Origin of the sequence: Aliidiomarina sp., assembly GCF_047920995.1 — a bacterium.
In the GTDB taxonomy this organism is placed as follows: Bacteria; Pseudomonadota; Gammaproteobacteria; order Enterobacterales; family Alteromonadaceae; genus Aliidiomarina.
In genome coordinates this window covers 1-21,816 of sequence record NZ_JBLRWZ010000013.1, presented here as the reverse complement: position 1 = coordinate 21,816, position 21,816 = coordinate 1, and the positions used below count along the sequence as shown (strand labels likewise).

Sequence of the window (21,816 nt, the reverse complement as noted above, 5' to 3'; positions counted from 1 at the left end):
ATAACCAATGAGTTTAACGCCAGGCTTTATCGTTCTGCACGGTAATCAGCTCGAGAGCTTACGCTCAGTGCTGGTGCACTGGATGAGTTCGCAGCCGATAAGCCCGCTTGCTGATGAGCAAATATTAGTGCAAAGCAACGGTATTGCCCAGTGGCTGAAAATGGCATTGGCCAGCACCGAAGATGGGCATCCTGGTATTGCTGCAGGCGTTCGCGTAGAGCTACCGAACCAGTTTGTGTGGCGTTTGTATCGGATGGTGTTAGGCCAGCAAATCCCGGCTTCATTGCCCTACGATAAAAATAATCTTACTTGGCGTATCTTGCGCCTATTACCTCGGTTAACCACTCCGGTATTTGCACCCTTGCAACGCTACTTAAGCGATGACGAGAATGGCCGCAAAAGTTACCACCTCGCTGCGCGTTTAGCTGATTTGTACGATCAATACCAAGTGTATCGTGCTGATTGGTTGCAGCATTGGAGTGAAGGCCGTGATGTGTTGAGCAAAGGTGCAGCAGTAGCCGGTGAGCACCCGTTAACTACAGAGCAATGTTGGCAACCAGCGTTGTGGCGAGCACTGCGTGCAGATTTGGCCGCGGAATCTGCGGGTATGGAGTTTTCTAGCCGCGCCGATGTGCATGATCAAGCGTTGAATTTACTGAAATCTGGTGACATAGCAGAAGCAGAGTTACCGGAGCGAGTGATTGTATTTGGTATTTCTTCATTGCCGAAACAAACGCTGGAACTTCTTGCTGCGCTGGGGCAGCACACCCAAGTATTATTAGCTGTATTGAATCCGTGTCGGCACTTTTGGGGTGAAATTGCCAGCGTGCGTGATGAAGCCCGCCGCAGAACGCGCAGTAATGGCCGGCAAGAGGCGAAGCCGGGCCTTCCGGAAGTACTGGATAGTGATGCGCTGTATTTACATGCACCAGCATTGTTGGCGAGTTTAGGAAAGCAGGCGCGGGATTATTTGAGCTTGCTGGAAGAGTTTGATCAGCCTGAACAGTATCAAACCTGGTTTAGTGCCCCGATTAATGTATTTATGCACCCGGCTACAGGCGAATATGCCGAGCAAGGGGAAGGGCCAACAGAGTTAGCCCAGTTTCCTTTATTACACCAGCTACAACAAGACATTTTCGATTTAAACCCACCGGCAACAGCGCAGAATAAACGTGCTTTGCAGGCCGGAGATGAAAGCTTAACCTTTCATCGTTGCCATAGCCGTCAGCGCGAAGTTGAAGTTCTGCAAGATAACTTATTGGCGGCGTTTGCTGCCGATGAAACTTTGCGCCCACGCGATGTAATTGTGATGACCCCCGATATCGCTGATTATGCGCCCCATATCAATGCCGTTTTTGGCCGCATTGAACGGGATGATTGGCGCTACTTGCCGTTTTCGCTTGCTGATCAGGCCAATCGTGGTCGCGTACCGATGCTTATCGCTCTTGAGTACTTATTATCGTTACCAGAACAACGTGTAACCTTGAACGAAGTATTTGATTTACTCGATGTGCCGGCCATTCAGCAGCGCTTGCAGTTGCAGCCGGCGGTATTACCGCAACTGCGCTTATGGCTTACCGAAGCCGGTGTGCGCTGGGGTATTGATGGTGAGCATCGGCAAGTATTTGCTTTGCAAGGCATGGGAGATGCCTACAGTTGGGCCTTTGGTATTGAACGCATGTTGTTGGGGTATGCCTTTGGGGAGCCATGCGTAAGCTCAGCAAACGAGTTAGCAGATGCTAGCTGGCACGAGCGTATGCCGTACGCTGAAATTGGCGGTTTAAGTGCGGCGGATTTGGGCCCAGTACTGCAGTTCATTCAACAACTAAAACGCTGGACCACCACCTTGGCAGCCCAACCATTGCGTAGTTTCGCAGATTGGCAAGCGTTGTTCAGCGGTGAAAATAATTTACTCGATACCTTCTTTTTGCCCGATAACGATGCCGATGAACGGTTATTTGTGCAGTTACAAGAAGCATTAGAGCGCATTGCTAGCGCGGTGGCAGCGGGTGATTTTAATGGCGAGCTCAGCCTGGCGGTGCTGCGTGATGCTTGGTTGGCAGAAGCTGACCAGAGCGGTTTAAGCCAAAAATTTATGGCAGGGAAAATTACTTTTTCAACCTTATTACCCATGCGCGCCATACCCTTTAAGCGGGTATATGTGTTGGGTATGAATGATGGCGAGTACCCGCGCAGCAAACGGGCAGATGATTTTGATTTAATGAGCAATGATTATCGGCCAGGGGATCGCTCGCGGCGTGATGATGATCGCTATTTATTCCTGGAAGCATTATTAAGCGCTCGTGAAGCATTGTACCTAAGTTGGATAGGCCGCAGTGATCGCGATAATACTGAAAAAACGGCGAGTGTTTTGGTGAATCAACTACGCGATTTGATTAGCCAAGGCTGGCATGGTGCTAACCAAGGTTCTAACAAAGAAACAGCGCCAGCCGAGCATGGGCCGTTAGCACTAATTACACATGATTATCCACTACAGCCGTTCTCACGTGCTTATTTTGACGGTACACAGCGCACCTATGCCCGAGAGTGGGAGCAACTGCACGCGGTACACGAAAAACCACTGGCAACCGCAGATACTAACCATTTACCAACCATGAGTGAGCTGCCAGAGTTAACGTTACCTGCGTTACAGCAATTTTTGCGTAATCCGGTGCGTTACTTTATTGCCGAGCGCTTTCGGGCTCGTGATTATCAAGATGAACTGATACTTGATGACAATGAACCTTTTGCATTGGATGGGTTACAAGCCTATTCATTGCGCAGTAAGGTGTTAGATCAACTGATGCATAATCCGCAGCGCTCGATTACGAGTGCTATTCAGAGTTTGCGAGCCGAGGGTGTGTTGCCGTTTGCTACCTTTGGTGCGCTTGCCGAGCAATCGATTCGTAGAGAAGTGCAAGTGGTATTGAGCAGAGTTGCCGACGATCAGCAAAATTGGCAGCCTGCCCAAGAGCCATTGCGTATAGAACTTCACCCATGTGGCTTAGCGCTGAGTGCAGAGCTAGACCAATATTATATTGCTGCGGCGGGCGAAGCTGCGTTAGTGCTGGCGCGGCCAACCGCGGTGCGCAATAAAGGGAAACCACGTTGGGAGAACTTGCTTGATGCATGGCTGCAACAATTGGTAGCGAATGCTGCTGGCCATGCTCTGCAAGTTTGGCAATACGGCCTCGATAGTAAAGTTGTGTTACCGGCAAAATCACAGCAAGAAGCGCAAGAGCAACTACAACAGTTGGTAACCTACTGGCAAGCTGGCTTGCAGCAACCATTGCCGTTAGCACGGAAAACCGCTTTTGCGCTGTTAGCAGAGAAGAAGCCATATGAAGTTGTAGCAACCTACGAGGGGAGTTTTAGCTTTGCTGGCGAGGTAAGCCATTCAGCTGAACTGGCACGCTATTTCCCAACTTATGCGGTGCTTGAGGAAGCCGGTTTTGCGGTATGGGCTGAACGGCTATACGGGCCCATTAGCAACAGTACGGAGGTTGAGCAATGATTCGCGATTTCCCACTGCAAGGTATGCGGCTTATTGAAGCGAGTGCTGGCACCGGCAAAACTTATACTTTAGCTGCTTTATACGTGCGTTTAGTGCTTGGGCATGGCGAGCAAAATACCCAGCCAGTGCAAGGCTTGGCGATGTTACCGCCACAAATTCTGGTGGTTACTTTTACGAAGGCCGCTACCGAAGAGTTGCGTGATCGGATTCGCCAACGCTTAGTAGCTGCAGCGCAAGTTTTTCGTGGTGAGTTAGCCGCCGATGCGGTTCTTGCCGAAATCGTTGCGGATTATCCACCACATATGCATCAACGTTGTGCGGCACAATTACAATTGGCGGCAGAATGGATGGACGAGGCAGCCATCTTTACCATTCACGGCTGGTGTCAGCGTATGCTGAGTGAGCATGCTTTTGATGCAGGTACTGCTTTTGCGCAAACAATGAATCACGATTTACGTGAGTTAAGCCTACAAATTGCCCGCGATTACTGGCGCTATTTTCTGTATCCCCTTACCGATAGCCGCATGCTTGCCGAGCTTGGTAGTATCGCGAGCAGCCCGGAAGCCTTATATCGCAGCGTGCAACCATGGTTGCGGGCGGAAGGTGGTAGTTTACAGTTCCAGGCAGCGGGAAATGATCTGCCAAAGGGGCAAGAACCTGGGCAAGTTGCGCATATTTTAGCGCAATGGCTGCAGCGCGTGGATAGCAAAAGTGCGCAAATTACCAGTGCGCTTGATATGGCATTTTTAGATACAGATGATGTAGAAAAACTTAGTTCAGGAAACCTTGGCAGCGCCGTGGCGGCTATTGATGCTGCTATCGAGGCTGAGCTACTGAATAAAAATAGTTATAAGGCTGAGAAATGGTTCGCAACAGAGCGCCCACAACTGCTGTTGTGGCAGCAGCATCCTGAGCTTTTTGATCCGTTAGCAAAAAGTAGCCAAGAGATTGTTGAGAAATTTTCTGCGGAAAAATTACTGGCGCGCACCAAAAAAGGGAAAGAGCCACCTGAGCATCCGTTATTTACCTTGTTTGCCGAACTCCTAGAGTTAATTCAACAACGCCCACAGGTGCGCTTGGCGGTATTAAGCCATGCAGCGGAATGGTTCGCAGCTGAGTTTACGGCACGTAAAGTGCAACGCGCAGAACTGGGTTTCGATGATCTCCTTACGCGCTTGCATGCAGCACTGCATAGCGATGGCGGTAGCGTATTAGCCGCCCGTATTCGTGCGCAGTTTCCCATGGCGATGGTGGATGAATTCCAAGATACCGATCCAATCCAGTTTGGTATTTTTCGGCAGGTGTATCCGGATGTGCAAACTAACGAATATGGGTTGGTGCTGGTGGGCGATCCCAAGCAGGCGATTTATAGCTTCCGGGGCGCAGATTTACATACCTACTTACAAGCGCGCGAATTAACCACTGGGCATCATTACAATTTGCCGAAGAATTTTCGTTCTACTGAAGCATTAGTTGAGGGTGTGAATGCCTTGTTTAGCCGAGCTGAGCAGCAGCCGCAAGGTGCATTTGGGTTTGCCCACGAGCAACATAACCCGCTGCCATTTTTGCCGGTAACCGCGGCTGGGCGCACAGGAAGTTTACTGGAACAGCAACAAGCAACGCCTGCGGTAAATTACTGGCTGGTTGATGAAGCGGCCAGCGAGCTGAGCAAAGGGGCTTATCAACAGCAAATGGCCGAAGCATGCGCGGATCGTATCGCTGGGCTTCTGAATGAGAGTGATTCCGGTGCTGCAGGGTTTGCAGCTGCGGGAGAATCTTTGTTACAGGCAATTACTCCCGCTGATATCGCTATTTTGGTTCGCGATCGCAATGAAGCTGCGATGGTACGGCAGCAGCTAAGTGCGCGTGGCTTGCGCTCGGTATATATGTCGGATAAAGATTCGATTTTTGCCACAGAAGAAGCCACTACTATGCTGAGCTGGCTACAAGCGGTGTATGCACCCGATAACGAAACGCGTTTACGCGCGGCGTTGATGTTGAGGTTATCTGGGCAAAGCGATGCGGGCTTGGCTGCATGGTTGGAGAATGAACAAGATTGGGAACAGGTTACCGATCGGGTGCGTGAGTTCCGCGATATTTGGCGTTACCAAGGAGTGTTGCCCATGCTACGCGCTTGGTTGCACTTCTTCGAGTTGCCACAGCATTGGCTGCAAGGTGATGAGGGTGAGCGAACACTTACTAACATGTTGCATTTAGCCGAGCTACTGCAGCAAGAAAGCGCGCACCGTGATGGTGAAACCGGATTATTGCGTTGGTTCGCTCAGCAACTTTCTGAAGCTAATAAAAATGAAGAACTGGTGCAGCGGTTAGAAAGTGATGCGGAACGTATCAAGGTAGTTACTATCCATAAATCGAAAGGGCTGCAATACAGCTTGGTGTTTTTACCCTTCATTTGCAGCTTTCGGGCGGTGAAAAAAGGCCAGCCCGTTCGTTTTCAAGCCGATGGGCGCATGGTGGTTGAGCTTGAACCCGACGATGAAGCTTTAGCGCGTGCCGATAATGAGCGGCTGCAAGAAGATATTCGTTTGTTATATGTTGCCTTAACCCGGCCTGTTTATGCCTGCTGGTTGGGGATTGCCGCGTATAAAGAAGGCACAGCAAAACACAGTAAAATTGAGCGCAGCGGCTTAGGTGCTTTACTTGGGTTACCCGAAAAACCCTCGGCGGCTGATTTAAAAACCGCATTAGCGGAGCTGCCTTGGCGTGCGGAAGCGCGCCCCACGCTGGCGCACTTTAGCGGTAACGCAGATGAATTTGTACCACAGCAAGCAGAGCGGTTAGCAGCGAAGGTACTGCGTGAACACTGGTGGATTGCGAGTTATTCAGCACTACGCATAGGTGCCACGGTAGGTGGGGAAGCACCGGATACAGCCGTGCATGAACAGTATCAGGATGATGATGAGCTGCCGAACGAGGCGATATCTACCCAGCCACTTGCTGGTATTCATGCCTTCGCGCGCGGAGCCGCTGCCGGTACATTTTTACATTCGTTACTCGAGTATGCTTGCGAAACACGCTTCGCAGAAACAGCTAGCGCTGAAACCAAGCAATGGCTAGAACGTAGGTTAACTCTGCGCGGATGGCAGGAGCACTTGGATGCAATTCACGGCTGGCTGCAAGAAATGGCTACGGTGCAATTGAGCACTAGCGTGCAATGCTTGGCAGAACTACCCAAAGCGGTTTCGGAAATGGAATTTTGGCTGGCCGTAAACACCGTGCGCGCTGGCGATTTGGATGCGGTAATTCGCCGCCATGTGTGGCCAGGTATTGCTCGCCCTGAGTTACTTGATGAAACACTAAACGGCATGCTGAAAGGCTTTATTGATTTAACCTATGTGGATAGCGAAGGCCGGTATTGGGTATGTGATTACAAATCAAACTGGTTAGGCGCGGATGAGAGTGCATATGGTGCTGCGGCAATGCAAAAAGCAATGCTGGAAAAGCGCTACGATGTGCAGGCTAGTTTGTATTTATTCGCTTTGCATCGTTTATTGAGCGCGCGTATACCAGATTATCGCAGCCGTATGAGTGAGTATTTAGGCGGTGCTATGTACTGGTTTATTCGCGCCCCCAAACAAGGGCAGTGTATGGTGCAGCCACCCATTGAACTGCTACTCGAGCTAGATGCGCTATTTGCTGATAACGATACTCGCCACACGCCAACTCAATCAGGGTTACAGGGGGCTAAGAATGAACAATAGTTTAGCAACCGTACAAAGCTGGTTGCACGAAAAAGTGCTAGCTCGTGAGCTCCGGCCGATTGACGTTGAGTTGCCTGCTGTTCTACAAAAGCTCTCTCCAGAGCAAGGTGAGCACGCTCCGGTATTAGTGTTGTTGTGTGCGCTGGTAAGCCACCAATACGGCCGTGGCCACAGTTGCTTGCGGCTTAATGAGGTATGCGCGGAGCCTACGAATCAGCTCGGAATTGATATCGAATCTGGGAGTGCTATTCGGGATTTGTTAAACATTGATAGTGTGGATAGCGCACTGGCAGCAAGTGATTGGGTAGAGCACCGTGAAACAGGTGAATTATCTGTACAAAAACCATTGGTACGGTGCGCAAACCATTTATATCTGGCACGGTTATGGAAGGCTGAGCAACAGGTAGCGCAAGCGATTGCCAAGCGCATTACCAAGCAGGTGCCCAGCGCACAACTTGGTGAATTATTGCAACGGGTATTCGCAGCTGAATTAGAAGAAAATCAGCATGATATTCATTGGCAAAGTTTAGCCTGCGCTATGGCTGTGCAGCGTCAGTTCACTATTATTACTGGTGGGCCAGGTACCGGTAAAACCACTACCGTAGTGCGATTGTTGGCAATTTTGCTGCAAAGTGGCGGAAGTGATTTGCGGATACGCTTAGCCGCACCTACCGGTAAGGCTGCAGCGCGGCTTACCGAATCTATTGCTGGCGCAATTAACCGTTTACCAGCAGCAATGCAACAGGGTATTCCTACGGAAGTAGTAACCTTGCACAAGTTGCTTGGTGCAAAACCATTTCGGCGATCATTTAAGCATAACAGCCACAGGCCGTTGGCCGCGGATGTAGTAGTGGTGGATGAAGCCTCTATGGTAGATGTAGAAATGATGGCGAGCTTAATGGCGGCGTTACCGGCGAATGCCAAGCTTATTTTACTGGGCGATAAAGACCAGCTGGCCTCTGTGGAGGCTGGTTCCGTACTGGGTGATTTGTGCAGAAATGCGGAGCTAGGCAATTATTTGCCCGAAACATTAGCCCTGCTGGCGCCATATGCTCCTGCGCAGATACAAGATTATGGTGCCAGCAACAACAAGGTTGCGGCGGGCCCGAGTATTTATAACCAAGCCACGGTAATGTTGCGCAAAAGCCACCGCTTCGGTGAACGTTCAGGCATTGGTAACTTGGCTCGTGCTGTAAATGCTGGAGCAAGTGAAACCTTAGCACTCTTCGAACGATTTGCGGATATTGATTTGCTGGTTACAGCAAACAACAACAGTAGTGAACTAAAGCAGTTAATCGTGGCAGGATACCGAGCGTATTTACAGCTGGCCAAACAGAGTGATGCGGTTATTGCCGAAGAATCGCCATTAAACGCCCGTGATCAATGGGCCAAGCAGGTATTGCAAGTACACCGAAGCTTTCAGCTGCTGGTGGCATTGCGCAAAGGTAATTGGGGTGTGGCGGGTTTAAATCAGCATATCGCTGAGTGGCTGCAACGCGCCGGCCTTATAGAGCGCAGTAAAGGTTGGTATGTAGGTAGGCCCGTGTTGGTGCAGCGCAATAACTACACCTTAAATCTGATGAATGGTGACATTGGCATTACATTACTTGATCCACACACAGGTAAACTGCGCGTGGTGTTTGAGCAAGCCGACGGCGGCGTGCGGTGGGTATTACCGAGCCGGCTCAGCGATGTAGAAACGGTGTTTGCACTTACGGTACATAAATCGCAAGGCTCGGAATTTAAACACACGGTAATGGCCCTACCCGATGAGTTGAATCCGTTACTTACCCGGGAGTTGGTGTATACCGGTATTACTCGCGCCAGTGAACATTTTACTTTAGTTACGCCTAGGCAAGCGATTTTTGCGGCCGCGGTGCAGCAACGTGTGGTGCGCAGTAGTGGTTTGTGAAATGATCGCGCGCTAAAAATAAAACCCCGAGCAACGTTACCGCAGCTCGGGGTTCTACAACTAGCAATTATAAGTGCTTGAGCACGTGCTCGGCAGCGCTTACTTCGAAAGCCTGTGGGCCTTCAACAAATAAGTTGGTTACCACACCATCACGAATAATCATGGCAAAGCGTTGTGTGCGAACACCGCCAAATGCACCCGTATCCATGGTTAGGCCAAGCTTTTCGCTCCAACCAGCATCACCATCCGATAACATGGTTACTTTGTTATTTACATTCAATGAGTTCGCCCAAGCTTGCATTACAAAAGCATCGTTGGTGGCTAGGCAATACAAGCCGTTTACGCCTTTTGCTACAAATTTATCGGCATGTTCAACATAGCCCGGTAAGTGCTGTTCAGAGCAGGTAGGGGTGAATGCACCAGGAACAGCAAATAGCACGTGCGTGCCTTTCGCAAACTTCTCTGCGGGATCAAATTGTTCGGTACCGATTGTGCCTTTGGTACTTAGCGTACCCGCTGGTATCTTATCATTTTCGTTTATCATGAAAGCCTCATTTGATTAAAAATCACTGGTTTGCACCAGTTACATGCCACACTCGTTTACGCAGTAACTCACGATATGGCTCAGATTCAGGATTATCATTAAACCAGAGATCGAGTGTTTGCAAAAACTCTGGGTGTTGCCGAACATTTGGTAGTATCCGGTTGATTTCTTTTACCACGGCTCTACCCCATGCCGTATTAGTACAGCCTATTGCACCTAAAACGTGCTGCCCTTGAGTTTCGGCAATTTCTAAAAAAGCCAAATCAGTAGCTTCGTTTTCGGCGATATCGAAATTATGCAGAATTTGATAATCGATAGTGTAATCAATACGCTCTGCTTTAATCATAGCTAAAATAGCGACCGTTGCATTTTCACCAGTGTGGGCCACCCGCGTAACATCGCTTTGCACTGCTTGGTCTACAATGTTCTGCACGGCGGGGTAATGCCGCCCATCGGGGTAGCCGAAGCGAAATTCGCGATCGGTAATTAAGCTTGCTAAGCGCACCGGATTGCCGTGGCGCTCTTGTATGATCAATGCCTTTTCTTTGGTGGTGATAATGCCATGTGGGTAATAAAAATGCGTAGGTTCTGTTTGTACGGTATCGCTTGGTGTTGGGCTATAAATCATGCAAGGAAAGCACTGATCTACTTCCTGTTCAAATTTTTGCCGAATGCGTGTTTGTGGTAATACAACTCGGCTACTTGCTAGCTCTGGTAATTGTTCATCTATGATATCCATGAGCACGTCACATATACCCTTTCCAGAATGCGAGCCGTTGATGATATGAAAGGGAGGTGCGGTGTTAATAACCCAATTCAGTGTTGCGATATCACTTGCCTCTTGCGCTTTAACAGGCACCGTTTGGTGCAGCAGGATGCTGATAATGAATACAAGCAATGCCAATTTTTGCGCCAACATTTGTTTGCTCATGTGTTGCGTACCTTGCGCTGCTCTTTTGGGTTTACTCGTGGCACTCATTTATTGCCAGAGCGCGGATAGAATTCACTCTGAAAAAAAACTGCTGTAAATGCGCTTTACCGTGCTTATGATAATATACTCACAAAATTACAATAAGGATAACCATTATGGCATCACCTAACTGGAAAGCAGTGGAAGCTAACTATAAAAATCAACTTCGCTTTGGTAACACTATCTTTTTAGGCGTGTTTTTCATTGCCGCAATTGCGGGAGCGATTTGGATTGAACAGATGCCCAAGTGGATTCCGTTAACGGTTGCGGCCCAATTGTTTATTCTGTGGTTTATTCTGTTTGTATTCTGGGCGCCTGCTCGCGCACGTGTAACAAGCTATGCACTAGAACCTGAAGTTGTGAGTTTTCGGGTTGGGGCACTTTGGCATCGCGAAACGGCCGTTACCCATAATCGGCTTCAGCATATTGAAATAGAACGCGGGCCTGTGGAGCGTATGCTGGGTTTATCAAGCCTAAAACTGTATACCGCTGGAGGGATTGGTTCAGATCTTACGATTCCAGGTTTAGCGCCCCACGTAAGTGAAGCAATTCGGGATAATTTGATCGCGAAAATTCGCCAAGAAGAATTGCAAGATGCAGCAATTACCGATGCTACGGAAACGGCCAACACTAGCGAAGCCCCGGTTAGTAATGCGCACGAATCTACCGCTACTGTTGCAGAAAGTAGGCAAGAAAACGCAATGCAAGGTGAGGATAAAACGCTATGAGCCCAACTATCGCCTGGCAGCGGTTACCGGTTATTGCGCTCATTTTCTTTTTCCTCAGTAGCCTACGCCTTACCGCGAAACATGCTTACAACGCGCTACCTGCCTTTGTGGCTATTTTTGTGGGCCTTCGCAGCATGCTGCAATATTGGCCGTACGCATTATTGGCGTTGATCATCATACTTTTAATCACCACAGTGCTGCGCTATCGGCGCTTTAGTTTTGCTCTTGAGCCAGAGCGTATTCGGGTGCGCGAAGGGGTATTTAGCAGAGTAGAGCTGAACCTTGATTACGAACGCATTCAACAGGCGGATATTCGCAAACCAATTTGGTTTAAACCGTTTAATTTAGCTATTTTGCAGTTGCAAAGTGCCGGGAGTAAAGGCTCGGAAGTAGAGGTGGCGGGGTTGCCCGTGCAATTAGCTGAGCAACTGCAATACGATATTCTGCAAGCCACCAAAGCAGTTGCCGATGAATCGGGTGAGGCGGCAGCAATCGGCAATGCCAGTGCTGATTTTGAACTGCAATTACCGCATACAGAAATTTTGCGGGTGGGCTTGATTCAAAATGCCTTAATAGTGGCCGGTGTGCTATTGGCCTTATTGTTCTCGAATCAAGTTGTAAGCACCTTTGTGGTGGAGTGGGTAGAAGGTTTTGTTGCAGGTTACGCCTCAGCATGGCAAGGCGTAATGATATTAATCGGCTTTGGGATAGCGGCATTAATGGTATTAATGTTCGCTGCGGTACTGTTTTATTTCAACCAATACTATCGTTACCATTTACGCAGAGTGGGCGATCGAGTTGCCTATACTGCTGGGTTAATTACCCATCTTTCGCGCAGCTTCCGCATGCCGAAACTGCAATTGGTAGAGTTTCGCCAAGGGCTTGTAGCGCGGCTATTAAGGCGCAGCCAAATGCGCATACTACAGGCGGGCGGCATTAACGATAAAGCTGAAGGGCGCTTTACGGTACCAGTACTGAATATCCATAATAAAGCACTGGTGAGTAATGATTTAAAGTTGCCAACGGCAAAATGGCAGCGCGTAGGCGGATGGATTATTCCGCGCTATTGGCTAATTCCTAGTTTGGCTGCCGGCTGGTTGATTGATCTGTGGGCAGCACCACTAGTATTTTTCGTGATGTTGCTATTACGTTGGTTATGGTGGCGCAATCTAGGTTGGTATTTTGATGGTAATTGGATAGCGGTGCGGCAGGGCTTGTTTGGCTGTACTGAGCGCTTTGCACCAGCTGCGAAAATGCAACGTATTACGCTGTTATCGGGGCCCATTCAGCGTAGGCTTGGTTTTTGTGGCGTAAAAATCTATACCGCGGGTGGTGCGTTAACCTTGCCGTGGTTGCGCAAGGCCACCGCCGATAAAGTTTATGCGGAAATGCTTGCGCTTACTGCGAACAATAATAAGCGCTGGATGTAGTGCTGGATAAAGCGCCGGATGCAGCGCACTTGGCGCTACTTCCAATATTGCTCGAGGGTAATGTTGCCGGGTTTGCGTTTTAAATTAATGCGTAAATCACGTTCAGCAAGTACGCTGCGAGCATCGGTGATCATGTTTGGGTTACCACATAGCATGATCTGCGCGGTATGGTTAATCGCAATCCCGGTGGCGAGCTCAAGGCTACCATCAGCGATAAGCGCAGGAATGCGCCCGGGTAGATAGGTGCTGGAGCTTTTGCTGCCAATCGGGCGGTTAATATCCTCGCTAACTGTGCTACCGATGTTGCCACTTAATACGGGCTGATAAACAAACTGAGTGGGATGCTCGCGCTGTAGATTTCGCAGCCACTGTTGATAACCTAAATCGTGCTCATGGCGCACACCGTGCACCACCACAATACGTTGGTAACGTTGCCACGGCTCGGTGGTTTTCAATATAGAGATGTAAGGGCCTAAGCCGGTACCTGTAGCAATCAGCCACAAGCTATCGGCATCAGGCACATGCTCAAGCATGAAGAAGCCGCTGGCTGTTTGGCTCAGTTGCAGAGGCTCTCCGGCTTGCATTGCTTGCATGCGCGGAGAAAATTCGCCTCCGGGCACTGCGGCGATATAGAACTCTAGGGTTTCTTGCTGAGGTGCGTTTACCATGGAGTATGCGCGATGCGTAAGCAAGGGTTCGCTAGTAGGAATAATGGCTGTATCGTTACTTTCGGTTAACGAAGGCAAAGCCAGCCGCACATATTGTCCGGCACGGAATTCGAGAGGCGCTGCAGGTTTTATTTGTAAACTAAACAAATGCTCATGCCACTGCGTATTGTTAATAATGGTTCCGTTCATCCAAGCTGCCATAATACCCTCGGTGGCCTAACTAATTTGATGTGTGCATGAAAAGCGAAATGAATACTACTATAAATGATACGCAAGCTCAGCAAAATCAGCCTATTCTGTTTGGCGATTGTAGTTGGCTGCCTTGGCACTATGTTGCCAAAGAAGGTTTCACCTTGCGTGGTTTAAGAACCGTGCCAAGGGGGTTGCCTGTTCTCCATTTTATTCATGGCAACAGCTATTCGGGGTTAACCTATTTGCCTTTGTGGCAGCAGCTGGCTCCCTACTTCGATATTTTCTTACATGATGCGCAAGGCCATGGTGATAGTGAGCATGGTGGCAAATTTGTAGGGTGGCAGCGCTCAGCAGATTTAGCTCGTGAGGCTTGGGCAGGCTTCGCGCCCGAATATGCGAGTGTGTTGAAGATTGGTATGGGGCATAGTTTTGGTGGCGCACTCACTAGCTTAATGAGTGTGGCGAATCCGCACATGTTTTCGCAATTGCTGTTGTTAGATCCGATGCTATTTCCGCAACCCATGATTCGTTGGGCAATGCCACTTGGCAGTATTGGCTTGAACCCGATTGCGCGTAAAGCCCGCCGTAGAAGAATGTTATGGCCAGATAGAGAAACAGCGCTTACTAGTTTACGCGGCAGAGGGATGTTTCGTGGTTGGCACGAAGATGCGTTAGCGGCGTATGTAGATCATGCTATGCACGATTCTACAGAGGGCCGAGCGTTGAAGTGTTTGCCAGAAAGAGAGGCAGAAGTTTTTAGCAGTTATATTCGTAAGCTATGGCCGCAACTGCGGCAGGTAGAAGCACCTACTCACAGCTTCATTGGTAGTGATACTTACCCATTTTTACATCGCTCAATGGCGGATTGGCAACAGGCCCACCCTGAACTGAATATCACCAGTATGCAGGGCGGCCATTGTTTTATGCAGGAAAACCCAGTAGTTACTGCGCAGGAAATTCTTGCGGCAGTGGCTCACCAATACACGCCGAAAGCGTAGTAAGAAGCTTTCGTTCAACTACGTTGATTTCGCCATCATGCTGCGCGCATGCTACCCAGGCTTTTACCATGCGCTCTTTCTCGGTTACCGACCATTGATCAATGCGATCTAAGGCATCGGATAAATCACCAAAGCTAAACGCTTGGCGCGCAAAAGGCTTTAAGCTGCGGCCAAAATTTTCTGCCGCAGCGGTAAAAGCGGCAAGTGCGTTGCTTTCATCTTTATGACCATAAAAAGCTAATACCGATAGCGTATATTCTGCATCGGATTGTTTGCGAATGTTCACTTTTGGCACGCGTTTGTTGGGTTCAAATTCGGCCTGCACATATCGTTGAATCATCTGCAATAAACACCATTCGTATAATGAAACTTGGGTATCCGCTGCTACCAACTGATCCAGAGTAGCAAGCATACCGTGCGCATCGGCCTTAGATAATGATTTCAGCGCAGGTACCGCGAGTTCAATAAGTGGCAAGCGTTCTTCTAGTGGCATGTTATTGATTTGCGCAAAATCTTGCTCGGTTCGTTCCGCTAATGTGCTGCCGTGTTGTGCTACTACCAAGTTTAATTGTTGCTCACGAATGCTACTTTCGCTGCTTAATGCCATAGCAAATACGAAGGCTTCAGCGCCCTCTATTTGGCGCACTTCAGTGCGCATAGCGTTATGTTTTTGCTCCGCTTCTGAGGCATCATTTGGCTGTTCGCTAGGAGTTCCGGTATCAGCGTATTGATTCGCCGAGCTTTGCGCAGACCCGCTACCCAATATACCGCCAACGGCGATAGTACCAAGCGCACCAGTAAGCATTTGTTTTGCTTTCTCGGCTTGATTTTGCGCTTTCTGTTCGGCTTCTATTTCGCTTTTGAGTTCCTGAGCTGGGTTGGCGCGATAAGTACCATCCCAGTTCGGGCGAATGCGCTTTATGCGCTTGTTTAATGGTGGATGCGTAGAAAAAAGCGATACTGCTTTACTCACTGCTTGGCCAAAAAACAAATGCGAAGCTTCGTCGGCATTTTTACTTGCCACTTGGCTGCCAGCAATTTCGCCACCGGCACCTGAAAGAGCACCAATTTGCTCTAACGCACCACCAATGCCATCTGGGTTGCGAGTAAATTGTACCGCAGATGCATCGGCAAGGTATTCGCGCTCACGGCTAACCGCCGCTTTGATAATATTGCCGAACAATACGCCAATGGCGCCGATAATGAGTAAGCCTAGCCCTAAAATGGGCAGCGGATTTTTATCATTACGGCGGCTGAAGGCGCCCGTGCGCAAGAGAATATAGCCGGCGTGGGAGATAAATAAAATACCGTTCAGAATTGCCATAATGCGAATGTTCATACGCATATCGCCATTCAATATGTGGGCAATTTCATGAGCGATTACGCCCTGTAATTGATCCCGAGTAAGGTTTTCAACACAGCCTCGGGTTACGCCAATTACTGCGTCTCGCGGCGAGTAGCCAGCGGCAAAGGCGTTAATTCCTTGTTCTTGCTCTAACAAGTACACCGGTGGCACGGGCATGTTGGCGGCAATCGCCATTTCTTCCACCACATTTAGCACTTTGCGCTCAACTGGGTCGCGGCTGTCCGGCGATAAGCGCCTGCCACCAAGGCTTTCAGCAACAATTTTACCGCCACCTTTTAGCCGATACCATTTAAACAATACCGCTAAGCTAATCGCCGATAGGGTCATGCCCATTGCGGCCAAAATGATATCCCACTGCAATAAATAGCTAGTTGCTGGTTCGGTAGTTGTGGTGGTGTTGTACATCTCAACGCCGCCCGTGAAGGCCGCGACAAGAAAGCCGGTAAGCACCATGAGTGCAATAACAGCTATGCCGAATAGTACAATCAGTAGCCGGGTATTGCGCCTGGCTACTGCTTGGTGTTCAAAGAAACTCATTGCAGACATTTAGAATTTCACTTTTGGCGCTTGTTGAATGGCTTCACGATCTTCGAATTGTAATAAGGTAGCATCCTGGCTATGACCAAATACGCCGGCAAATACTACAGGCGGGAATGATTGGCGATAGGTGTTGTATTCCATTACCGAATCATTAAAGGCTTGCCGCGAGAACGCTACTTTATTCTCGGTGCTTGTAAGCTCTTCGCTCAGTTGCATCATGTTCTGGTTCGCTTTCAAATCTGGGTAGGCTTCCATTACCACGTTCAAGCGGCCTAACGCGCTACCAAGAGCACCCTCTGCACCGGCTAATTGGCCCATTGCGCCAGCATCACCTGGGTTTGCTGCTGCTCCTTTTAGTGCCGAAGCTGCTTGGTTACGAGCTGCTACTACTGCTTCTAAGGTTTCGCGCTCGTGCTTCAGGTAAGATTTTGCGGTTTCTACAAGATTAGGAATTAAATCGTAACGACGCTTCAGCTGCACATCAATTTGCGCAAAGGCATTTTGGAAGCGATTACGCAGCGTTACGAGTTTGTTGTATATGCCGATTCCATAAAGAACAATAAGAATCAGTACTGCAATTAAAATCCAAAGCGAGATATCCATAACATGCCCTTGTGTGAGTTAAATTCCGAATGTTGTTCATGAAGTGTATGTTATAGCATGGATTTTAGCTGCTAAAAATAATCAGCGTATGGGTTAAACACGCAAACTTTGTGGTAACACTTGCAAAAGTGGTGTTTTTCCCACTTTCGGTGTAATTTATGTTGCACTTCAATCTTTAGAAACTTACCCATAACTTACTAATAAGTGCGCCTATGTCGAACGTTAGTGGAAACCTTTTTATAATTGCTGCCCCGAGTGGTGCCGGCAAATCGAGCATGATTAAAGCCCTGCTAGAGCGTTATGCGAATGGCTCAATGCAAGTATCCGTAAGCACCACTACGCGGAAACCGCGACCAGGCGAGATTGATGGTGAGCACTATCATTTCGTTTCTGAAGAAGAATTCTTACAGCAAGTAGAGAACCATGAATTTTATGAATGGGCCAAGGTGTTTGACCATTATTACGGCACCTCGCGCAAGGTTATTGAAGATACACTGGCAAGTGGTGTAGATGTATTTTTAGATATCGATTGGCAAGGCACGCGGCAAGTAAAAGCTGCGTATCCTGGTGTGCATACCATTTTTATCTTACCGCCATCGAACGAAGAGCTGGAACTGCGCTTGCGCAAACGCGGACAAGATAGCGACGAAGTGATCGCGAAGCGGATGGCAAAAGCACAACACGAGATGTCGCACTATGCGGAGTTTAGCTACTTAATTGTGAATCAAGATTTCCAAGAATCGGTGAATAATCTCGAGCATATTGTGATGAGCCAACGCTTGCGGCGTTCGAAACAGCAAATTCGGCACCGTGAAATCCTCCATGATCTGCTCCATGAAGAATAAAATCCTTTATAAAACAAATGTATGAGCAATAGATCTTGGCGGATCCAAAGCTTTGCAGTACACTATTTGCCCTTTCGAGAGAAATAGTTTCAATTTTGCGGAGTAATACATGGCACGGGTAACAGTTGAAGAAGCAGTTTCACGCATTGGCAACCGGTTTGATCTGGTTCTTGTAGCAGCACGTCGTGCACGACAAATCGCTAGCTACGGTAAAGAGCCATTGGTACCTACCACCAATGAAAAAGCTACCATTATCGCCTTACGCGAAATTGAAGCCGGCCTTATCGACGCGCGTCGCTTAGATCAAGACGATAAAGCAGAGCAATACGCACAAGATGAAGCTGAAGTAGCAGCAATGGCTGCACTGAAATCGAACGAAATCGAGGAGTAATCGATTTTATCAGCGGGAGCAATCGGCTCCCGCTATTGTTTTTCCCATTGGCAATTTGTTTGTTTCCCCTTATCCTCTCTGTTATACCTTATATATAACCAATTTATAAGAAACTGATAGTTCTGCTAATCATGAAGAAGTGAGAGCGCTGTAGTGTATCTTTTTGAAGGTTTGCGCACATTAACTGAGGCTTATCTGCCCGCTGAGCAAGTAACCCGTATCGAACAAGCATTTGTGGTTGCCTTCGATGCTCATGGTGAGCAAAAACGCCAAAGTGGTGAACCCTATATTACCCATCCGGTAGCTGTAGCCTGTATGCTTGCGGAAATGCGTCTCGACCATGAAACTTTGATGGCGGCGTTACTCCACGATGTAATCGAAGACACTCCTGTTACCAAAGAAGATTTAGCTGAGCAATTTGGCCCTACCGTGGCCGAGCTGGTTGAGGGTGTTTCGAAGCTCGATAAACTGCAGTTTGATAGCAAAGAAGAACATCAAATTGAGAACTATCGCAAAATGATTATGGCGATGGTGCAAGATATTCGGGTGATTTTGATCAAGCTCGCCGATCGTACCCATAACATGCGCACCATTGGCTCACTGCGGCCAGACAAACGCCGCCGAATTGGCCGCGAAACCCTCGAGATCTATGCTCCCTTAGCGCACCGCCTTGGTATTCACAATATCAAGAATGAGCTGGAAACTCTCGGTTTTCACGCACTGTATCCGTGGCGCGCAAAGTTGCTTGATAGCCAAGTGCGTAAAGCGCGCGGCAATCGCAAAGCGTTACTCGAACGTACTCATGATGAATTGATTTCACGGCTGAGTGAAATGCAGATTTCCGCTCGTGTATACGGCCGTGAAAAGCACCTGTACAGCATTTATAAAAAGATGTTGAATAAAGAATTAAAATTTACCCAGGTGATGGATATCTATGCTTTTCGAGTGGTAGTGAATTCCGTGGATACTTGCTATCGGGTGCTAGGCGCGGTGCATAATCTTTATAAGCCCATTGAAACGCGCTTTAAAGATTACATTGCGATACCGAAATCAAATGGCTACCAATCATTGCATACATCCTTGAAAGGCCCGCATGGGGTGCCGGTAGAAATCCAAATTCGTACCGAAGAGATGGATTTAATGGCGGATCGCGGAGTTGCTGCGCATTGGCTGTATAAGGATATTGAAGATAGTAGTACTACTGCGCAAGTTCGAGCGCAAAAATGGATGCAGAGTTTAATTGAGTTGCAGCAAAGTGCAGGTAATTCATTTGAGTTTATTGAGAATGTTAAATCTGATCTCTTCCCAGATGAAATTTATGTGTTTACCCCCGACGGCCGCATTATTGAGTTGCCACAGGGTGCTACGCCGGTTGATTTTGCTTACGCGGTGCACACTGATATCGGCAACACCTGTATTGGTGCGCGGGTAAACCACAAAGCCTACTCCCTTAGTAAGCCGCTAGAAACTGGGCAAACCGTTGAAGTTCGTACGGCGCCCGGTTCGCGGCCGAACATAGCTTGGCTAAACTTTGTGGTAACCGGCAAAGCGCGTTTAAAAATCCGCCAATTTTTGAAGAATCAAGAATCTGATGAAGCGCTGATACTAGGCGAACGTTTATTGCGCGCAGCTTTGGGCTCGATCAGTATGGATGACATCAATGATGCGGAATTTACGCGCGTAGCGCATGAATTAAAGCGCGATGATAAAGCATTGCTATTACGCGATATTGGCCTCGGTAACTTAATGAGTGTGGCGGTAGCGCGGCGGTTAATTGATGATGAGCAGCGTTTGCAAGCTGCAACAGGTGATGATGAGCGCGGGCGCAGTTTGGCAATTAAAGGTGCAGATGGCCTACTGTTGAGTTTTGCTAAATGCTGCCGGCCAATTCCGGGTGATGATATTATTGCCCATGTGAGCCCCGGCCGTGGTTTAGTAATACACCGCCGTGAGTGTAAAAATGTGCGTGGCCACGAAGAAGAACCAGGGCGTTATTTCCCTGTACAGTGGGATAATAAGCCTGATTCGCAGTTTGTTTCTGAAATTCGTGTGGAAATTGTGAATCATCAAGGAGCCTTGGCGCGGCTAACACAAGCCATTGCTCGCACGGGATGTAATATTCACGGCCTAAAAACTGAAGAAATTGATTCCACCATCTACTATATTGATGTAGCTCTTACCATTAATGATCGCAAACACCTTGCCGATGTAATGCGGCAGATTCGTAAAATGCCCCATGTTCAGCGGGTTTCTCGTTTAAGGAAGTAAGATGTCGAAAGTAATTATTGCTACCGATCAAGCACCGGCAGCAATCGGAACCTATTCACAGGCAATTAAGGTAGGCACCACAGTATATTTATCGGGGCAGATTCCACTGGTACCAGCCACAATGGAAATGGTATCTGATGATTTTCGTGCTCAGGCACAGCAGGTGTTTGAGAACCTTACAGCAGTTTGTGAAGCCGCTGGTGGTGAGTTGCAAGATATGGTGAAGGTACAAATTTACCTAACTGATTTAAGCAACTTTGCTGTAGTGAACGAAGTAATGGCAGCGCACTTCCGTACGCCTTATCCTGCGCGTGCAGCGATCGAAGTAAAAGGATTGCCAAAAGGTGCGCAGATTGAAATTGATGGCGTGATGGAGTTACCCAATACGAATTGATGGTAAAGCCAGCATCCGCAACGATTGAACCTAAAAACCAGCACTGCTGGTTTTTTATTTTGTGCTTTACGCAATGCTTACGGAATAGAGTAGTACAGCCGCCCGTTATCTAAGTGTCATTTATCATAACGGGAGGAAATGACGATGAAAACGACTAAGACATTTGTGTTGAAACCATCGCTACTGGCGTTAGCTGGTATATTCTCACTAGGTTTAGCTACTGCAACTGCTTTTGCAGAGGATACGGATACCGATACTGAAGCAGAAAACGAGGTGGAAGTTACTGTAAATGCTAACGCCGAGTTTGGCTTAAGCGTTGCAGCTGCCGCGCAACAGGCGGAAGAAGATGGCGAATCTGTATCAGCAGCGGTACTAGCCGTGATTGGTGCAGGTGCTGAGCGCGGGCAACAAGGCGCTGAGCAAGGCCTAAAAAGAGCGGCACAAGCGCGAGCTCGCGCTGAGTTGCTAGCGGAAGGAGCCGCAGAAACTGGCCAGCAAACCGGTGAGCAAGCAGGCCAAGAAACCGCAGCTTTAGCTCGCAATACGGCTGGTGAAGTTCGCTCAGTAATGGCTGGCTTAGTTCGCTCGGAAGCGAATGCTAACGTGGGTGCTACGGTTAGCTCAGAAGTAGCGGGCCAAGTTGGCGCTACTGTTTCGAACACTGTTCGAGCCACGGTAAATGAATCGGTGCGCGAGAATGTTCGAGATACTGTGCGTGGCCGAGTTCGCGG

16 protein-coding genes are annotated in these 21,816 nt (G+C 48.6%); 11 read left to right on the top strand and 5 right to left on the bottom strand.

The genetic code is table 11. From position 1 onward, the window contains the following. Positions 1-7: 7 nt before the first annotated feature. The 3 genes from recC to recD are packed head-to-tail and all read left to right on the top strand — an operon-like array spanning position 8 to position 9,148. Complete coding sequence (gene recC, locus ACNA7P_RS05125) at positions 8-3,514, top strand: exodeoxyribonuclease V subunit gamma (RefSeq protein WP_416257539.1); 3,507 nt, start codon at positions 8-10, stop codon at positions 3,512-3,514. Further along, positions 3,511-7,236 carry an exodeoxyribonuclease V subunit beta gene (recB, locus tag ACNA7P_RS05120; protein ID WP_416257538.1) on the top strand — a complete coding sequence of 1,242 codons (3,726 nt, stop codon included), beginning with the start codon at positions 3,511-3,513 and terminating at the stop codon, positions 7,234-7,236. Before recC ends, recB begins: the two co-directional genes overlap by 4 nt. Next, positions 7,226-9,148: an exodeoxyribonuclease V subunit alpha gene (recD, locus tag ACNA7P_RS05115; protein WP_416257537.1), complete on the top strand. Its 1,923-nt coding sequence runs from the start codon at positions 7,226-7,228 to the stop codon at positions 9,146-9,148. Before recB ends, recD begins: the two co-directional genes overlap by 11 nt. Positions 9,149-9,215: 67 nt before the next feature. Here the strand turns inward: recD and ACNA7P_RS05110 are convergent, their stop codons facing one another. Further along, positions 9,216-9,692, bottom strand: coding sequence for a peroxiredoxin (locus ACNA7P_RS05110; protein ID WP_416257536.1), 477 nt, complete (start codon positions 9,690-9,692; stop codon positions 9,216-9,218). Between the two features lie 22 nt (positions 9,693-9,714). Then, entirely contained in the window at positions 9,715-10,623 is a 909-nt protein-coding gene (locus tag ACNA7P_RS05105; protein WP_416257535.1) for an ABC transporter substrate-binding protein, read from the bottom strand. A 155-nt stretch (positions 10,624-10,778) separates the two neighbouring features. Here ACNA7P_RS05105 and ACNA7P_RS05100 point away from each other — a divergent pair, with 155 nt between their 5' ends. Then, positions 10,779-11,390, top strand: a complete 612-nt coding sequence (locus ACNA7P_RS05100) for a PH domain-containing protein (RefSeq protein ID WP_416257534.1) — start codon at positions 10,779-10,781, stop codon at positions 11,388-11,390. Continuing rightward, a complete protein-coding gene (locus ACNA7P_RS05095; protein ID WP_416257533.1) occupies positions 11,387-12,820 on the top strand; it encodes a PH domain-containing protein in 1,434 nt (477 codons plus the stop codon). The genes ACNA7P_RS05100 and ACNA7P_RS05095 overlap by 4 nt, the downstream gene beginning before the upstream one ends. Positions 12,821-12,855: 35 nt before the next feature. Here ACNA7P_RS05095 and ACNA7P_RS05090 read toward each other — a convergent pair whose 3' ends face one another. Further along, positions 12,856-13,689, bottom strand: coding sequence for a ferredoxin--NADP reductase (locus tag ACNA7P_RS05090; protein ID WP_416257532.1), 834 nt, complete (start codon positions 13,687-13,689; stop codon positions 12,856-12,858). Positions 13,690-13,736: 47 nt separating this feature from the next. Between ACNA7P_RS05090 and ACNA7P_RS05085 the strand changes: the two genes are divergently transcribed. Beyond that, positions 13,737-14,678, top strand: a complete 942-nt coding sequence (locus ACNA7P_RS05085; protein WP_416257531.1) for an alpha/beta fold hydrolase — start codon at positions 13,737-13,739, stop codon at positions 14,676-14,678. Here ACNA7P_RS05085 and ACNA7P_RS05080 read toward each other — a convergent pair. Beyond that, entirely contained in the window at positions 14,623-16,590 is a 1,968-nt protein-coding gene (locus tag ACNA7P_RS05080; protein WP_416257530.1) for a M48 family metallopeptidase, read from the bottom strand. The two genes, ACNA7P_RS05085 and ACNA7P_RS05080, sit on opposite strands and share 56 nt — an antisense overlap. Continuing rightward, on the bottom strand, positions 16,591-17,187 hold the full coding sequence (locus ACNA7P_RS05075) for a LemA family protein (RefSeq protein ID WP_416257529.1): 597 nt from the start codon (positions 17,185-17,187) through the stop codon (positions 16,591-16,593). Between the two features lie 212 nt (positions 17,188-17,399). On the opposite strand from ACNA7P_RS05075, the gene gmk reads away from it, so the two are divergent. From gmk to ACNA7P_RS05050, 5 genes are all read left to right on the top strand, one after another. Next, complete coding sequence (gene gmk / locus ACNA7P_RS05070; protein WP_416257528.1) at positions 17,400-18,032, top strand: guanylate kinase; 633 nt, start codon at positions 17,400-17,402, stop codon at positions 18,030-18,032. Positions 18,033-18,141: 109 nt separating this feature from the next. Further along, on the top strand, positions 18,142-18,423 hold the full coding sequence (gene rpoZ, locus ACNA7P_RS05065) for a DNA-directed RNA polymerase subunit omega (RefSeq protein ID WP_416257527.1): 282 nt from the start codon (positions 18,142-18,144) through the stop codon (positions 18,421-18,423). Positions 18,424-18,576: 153 nt separating this feature from the next. Then, positions 18,577-20,691 carry a bifunctional GTP diphosphokinase/guanosine-3',5'-bis pyrophosphate 3'-pyrophosphohydrolase gene (spoT, locus tag ACNA7P_RS05060; RefSeq protein ID WP_416257526.1) on the top strand — a complete coding sequence of 705 codons (2,115 nt, stop codon included), beginning with the start codon at positions 18,577-18,579 and terminating at the stop codon, positions 20,689-20,691. A 1-nt stretch (position 20,692) separates the two neighbouring features. Further along, entirely contained in the window at positions 20,693-21,085 is a 393-nt protein-coding gene (locus tag ACNA7P_RS05055) for a RidA family protein (RefSeq protein ID WP_416257525.1), read from the top strand. Between the two features lie 144 nt (positions 21,086-21,229). Next, a partial coding sequence (locus ACNA7P_RS05050) for a hypothetical protein (RefSeq protein WP_416257524.1) occupies positions 21,230-21,816 on the top strand: 587 nt, incomplete at its 3' end.

What these genes read in the sequence shown, in the direction of transcription:
- recC (WP_416257539.1), top strand. Translation starts at nt 8, where the DNA reads ATGAGTTTAACGCCAGGCTTTATCGTTCTGCACGGTAATCAGCTCGAG.
- recB (WP_416257538.1), top strand. Translation starts at nt 3,511, where the DNA reads ATGATTCGCGATTTCCCACTGCAAGGTATGCGGCTTATTGAAGCGAGT.
- recD (WP_416257537.1), top strand. Translation starts at nt 7,226, where the DNA reads ATGAACAATAGTTTAGCAACCGTACAAAGCTGGTTGCACGAAAAAGTG.
- ACNA7P_RS05110 (WP_416257536.1), bottom strand. Translation starts at nt 9,692, where the DNA reads ATGATAAACGAAAATGATAAGATACCAGCGGGTACGCTAAGTACCAAA.
- ACNA7P_RS05105 (WP_416257535.1), bottom strand. Translation starts at nt 10,623, where the DNA reads ATGAGCAAACAAATGTTGGCGCAAAAATTGGCATTGCTTGTATTCATT.
- ACNA7P_RS05100 (WP_416257534.1), top strand. Translation starts at nt 10,779, where the DNA reads ATGGCATCACCTAACTGGAAAGCAGTGGAAGCTAACTATAAAAATCAA.
- ACNA7P_RS05095 (WP_416257533.1), top strand. Translation starts at nt 11,387, where the DNA reads ATGAGCCCAACTATCGCCTGGCAGCGGTTACCGGTTATTGCGCTCATT.
- ACNA7P_RS05090 (WP_416257532.1), bottom strand. Translation starts at nt 13,689, where the DNA reads ATGGCAGCTTGGATGAACGGAACCATTATTAACAATACGCAGTGGCAT.
- ACNA7P_RS05085 (WP_416257531.1), top strand. Translation starts at nt 13,737, where the DNA reads ATGAATACTACTATAAATGATACGCAAGCTCAGCAAAATCAGCCTATT.
- ACNA7P_RS05080 (WP_416257530.1), bottom strand. Translation starts at nt 16,590, where the DNA reads ATGTCTGCAATGAGTTTCTTTGAACACCAAGCAGTAGCCAGGCGCAAT.
- ACNA7P_RS05075 (WP_416257529.1), bottom strand. Translation starts at nt 17,187, where the DNA reads ATGGATATCTCGCTTTGGATTTTAATTGCAGTACTGATTCTTATTGTT.
- gmk (WP_416257528.1), top strand. Translation starts at nt 17,400, where the DNA reads ATGTCGAACGTTAGTGGAAACCTTTTTATAATTGCTGCCCCGAGTGGT.
- rpoZ (WP_416257527.1), top strand. Translation starts at nt 18,142, where the DNA reads ATGGCACGGGTAACAGTTGAAGAAGCAGTTTCACGCATTGGCAACCGG.
- ACNA7P_RS05055 (WP_416257525.1), top strand. Translation starts at nt 20,693, where the DNA reads ATGTCGAAAGTAATTATTGCTACCGATCAAGCACCGGCAGCAATCGGA.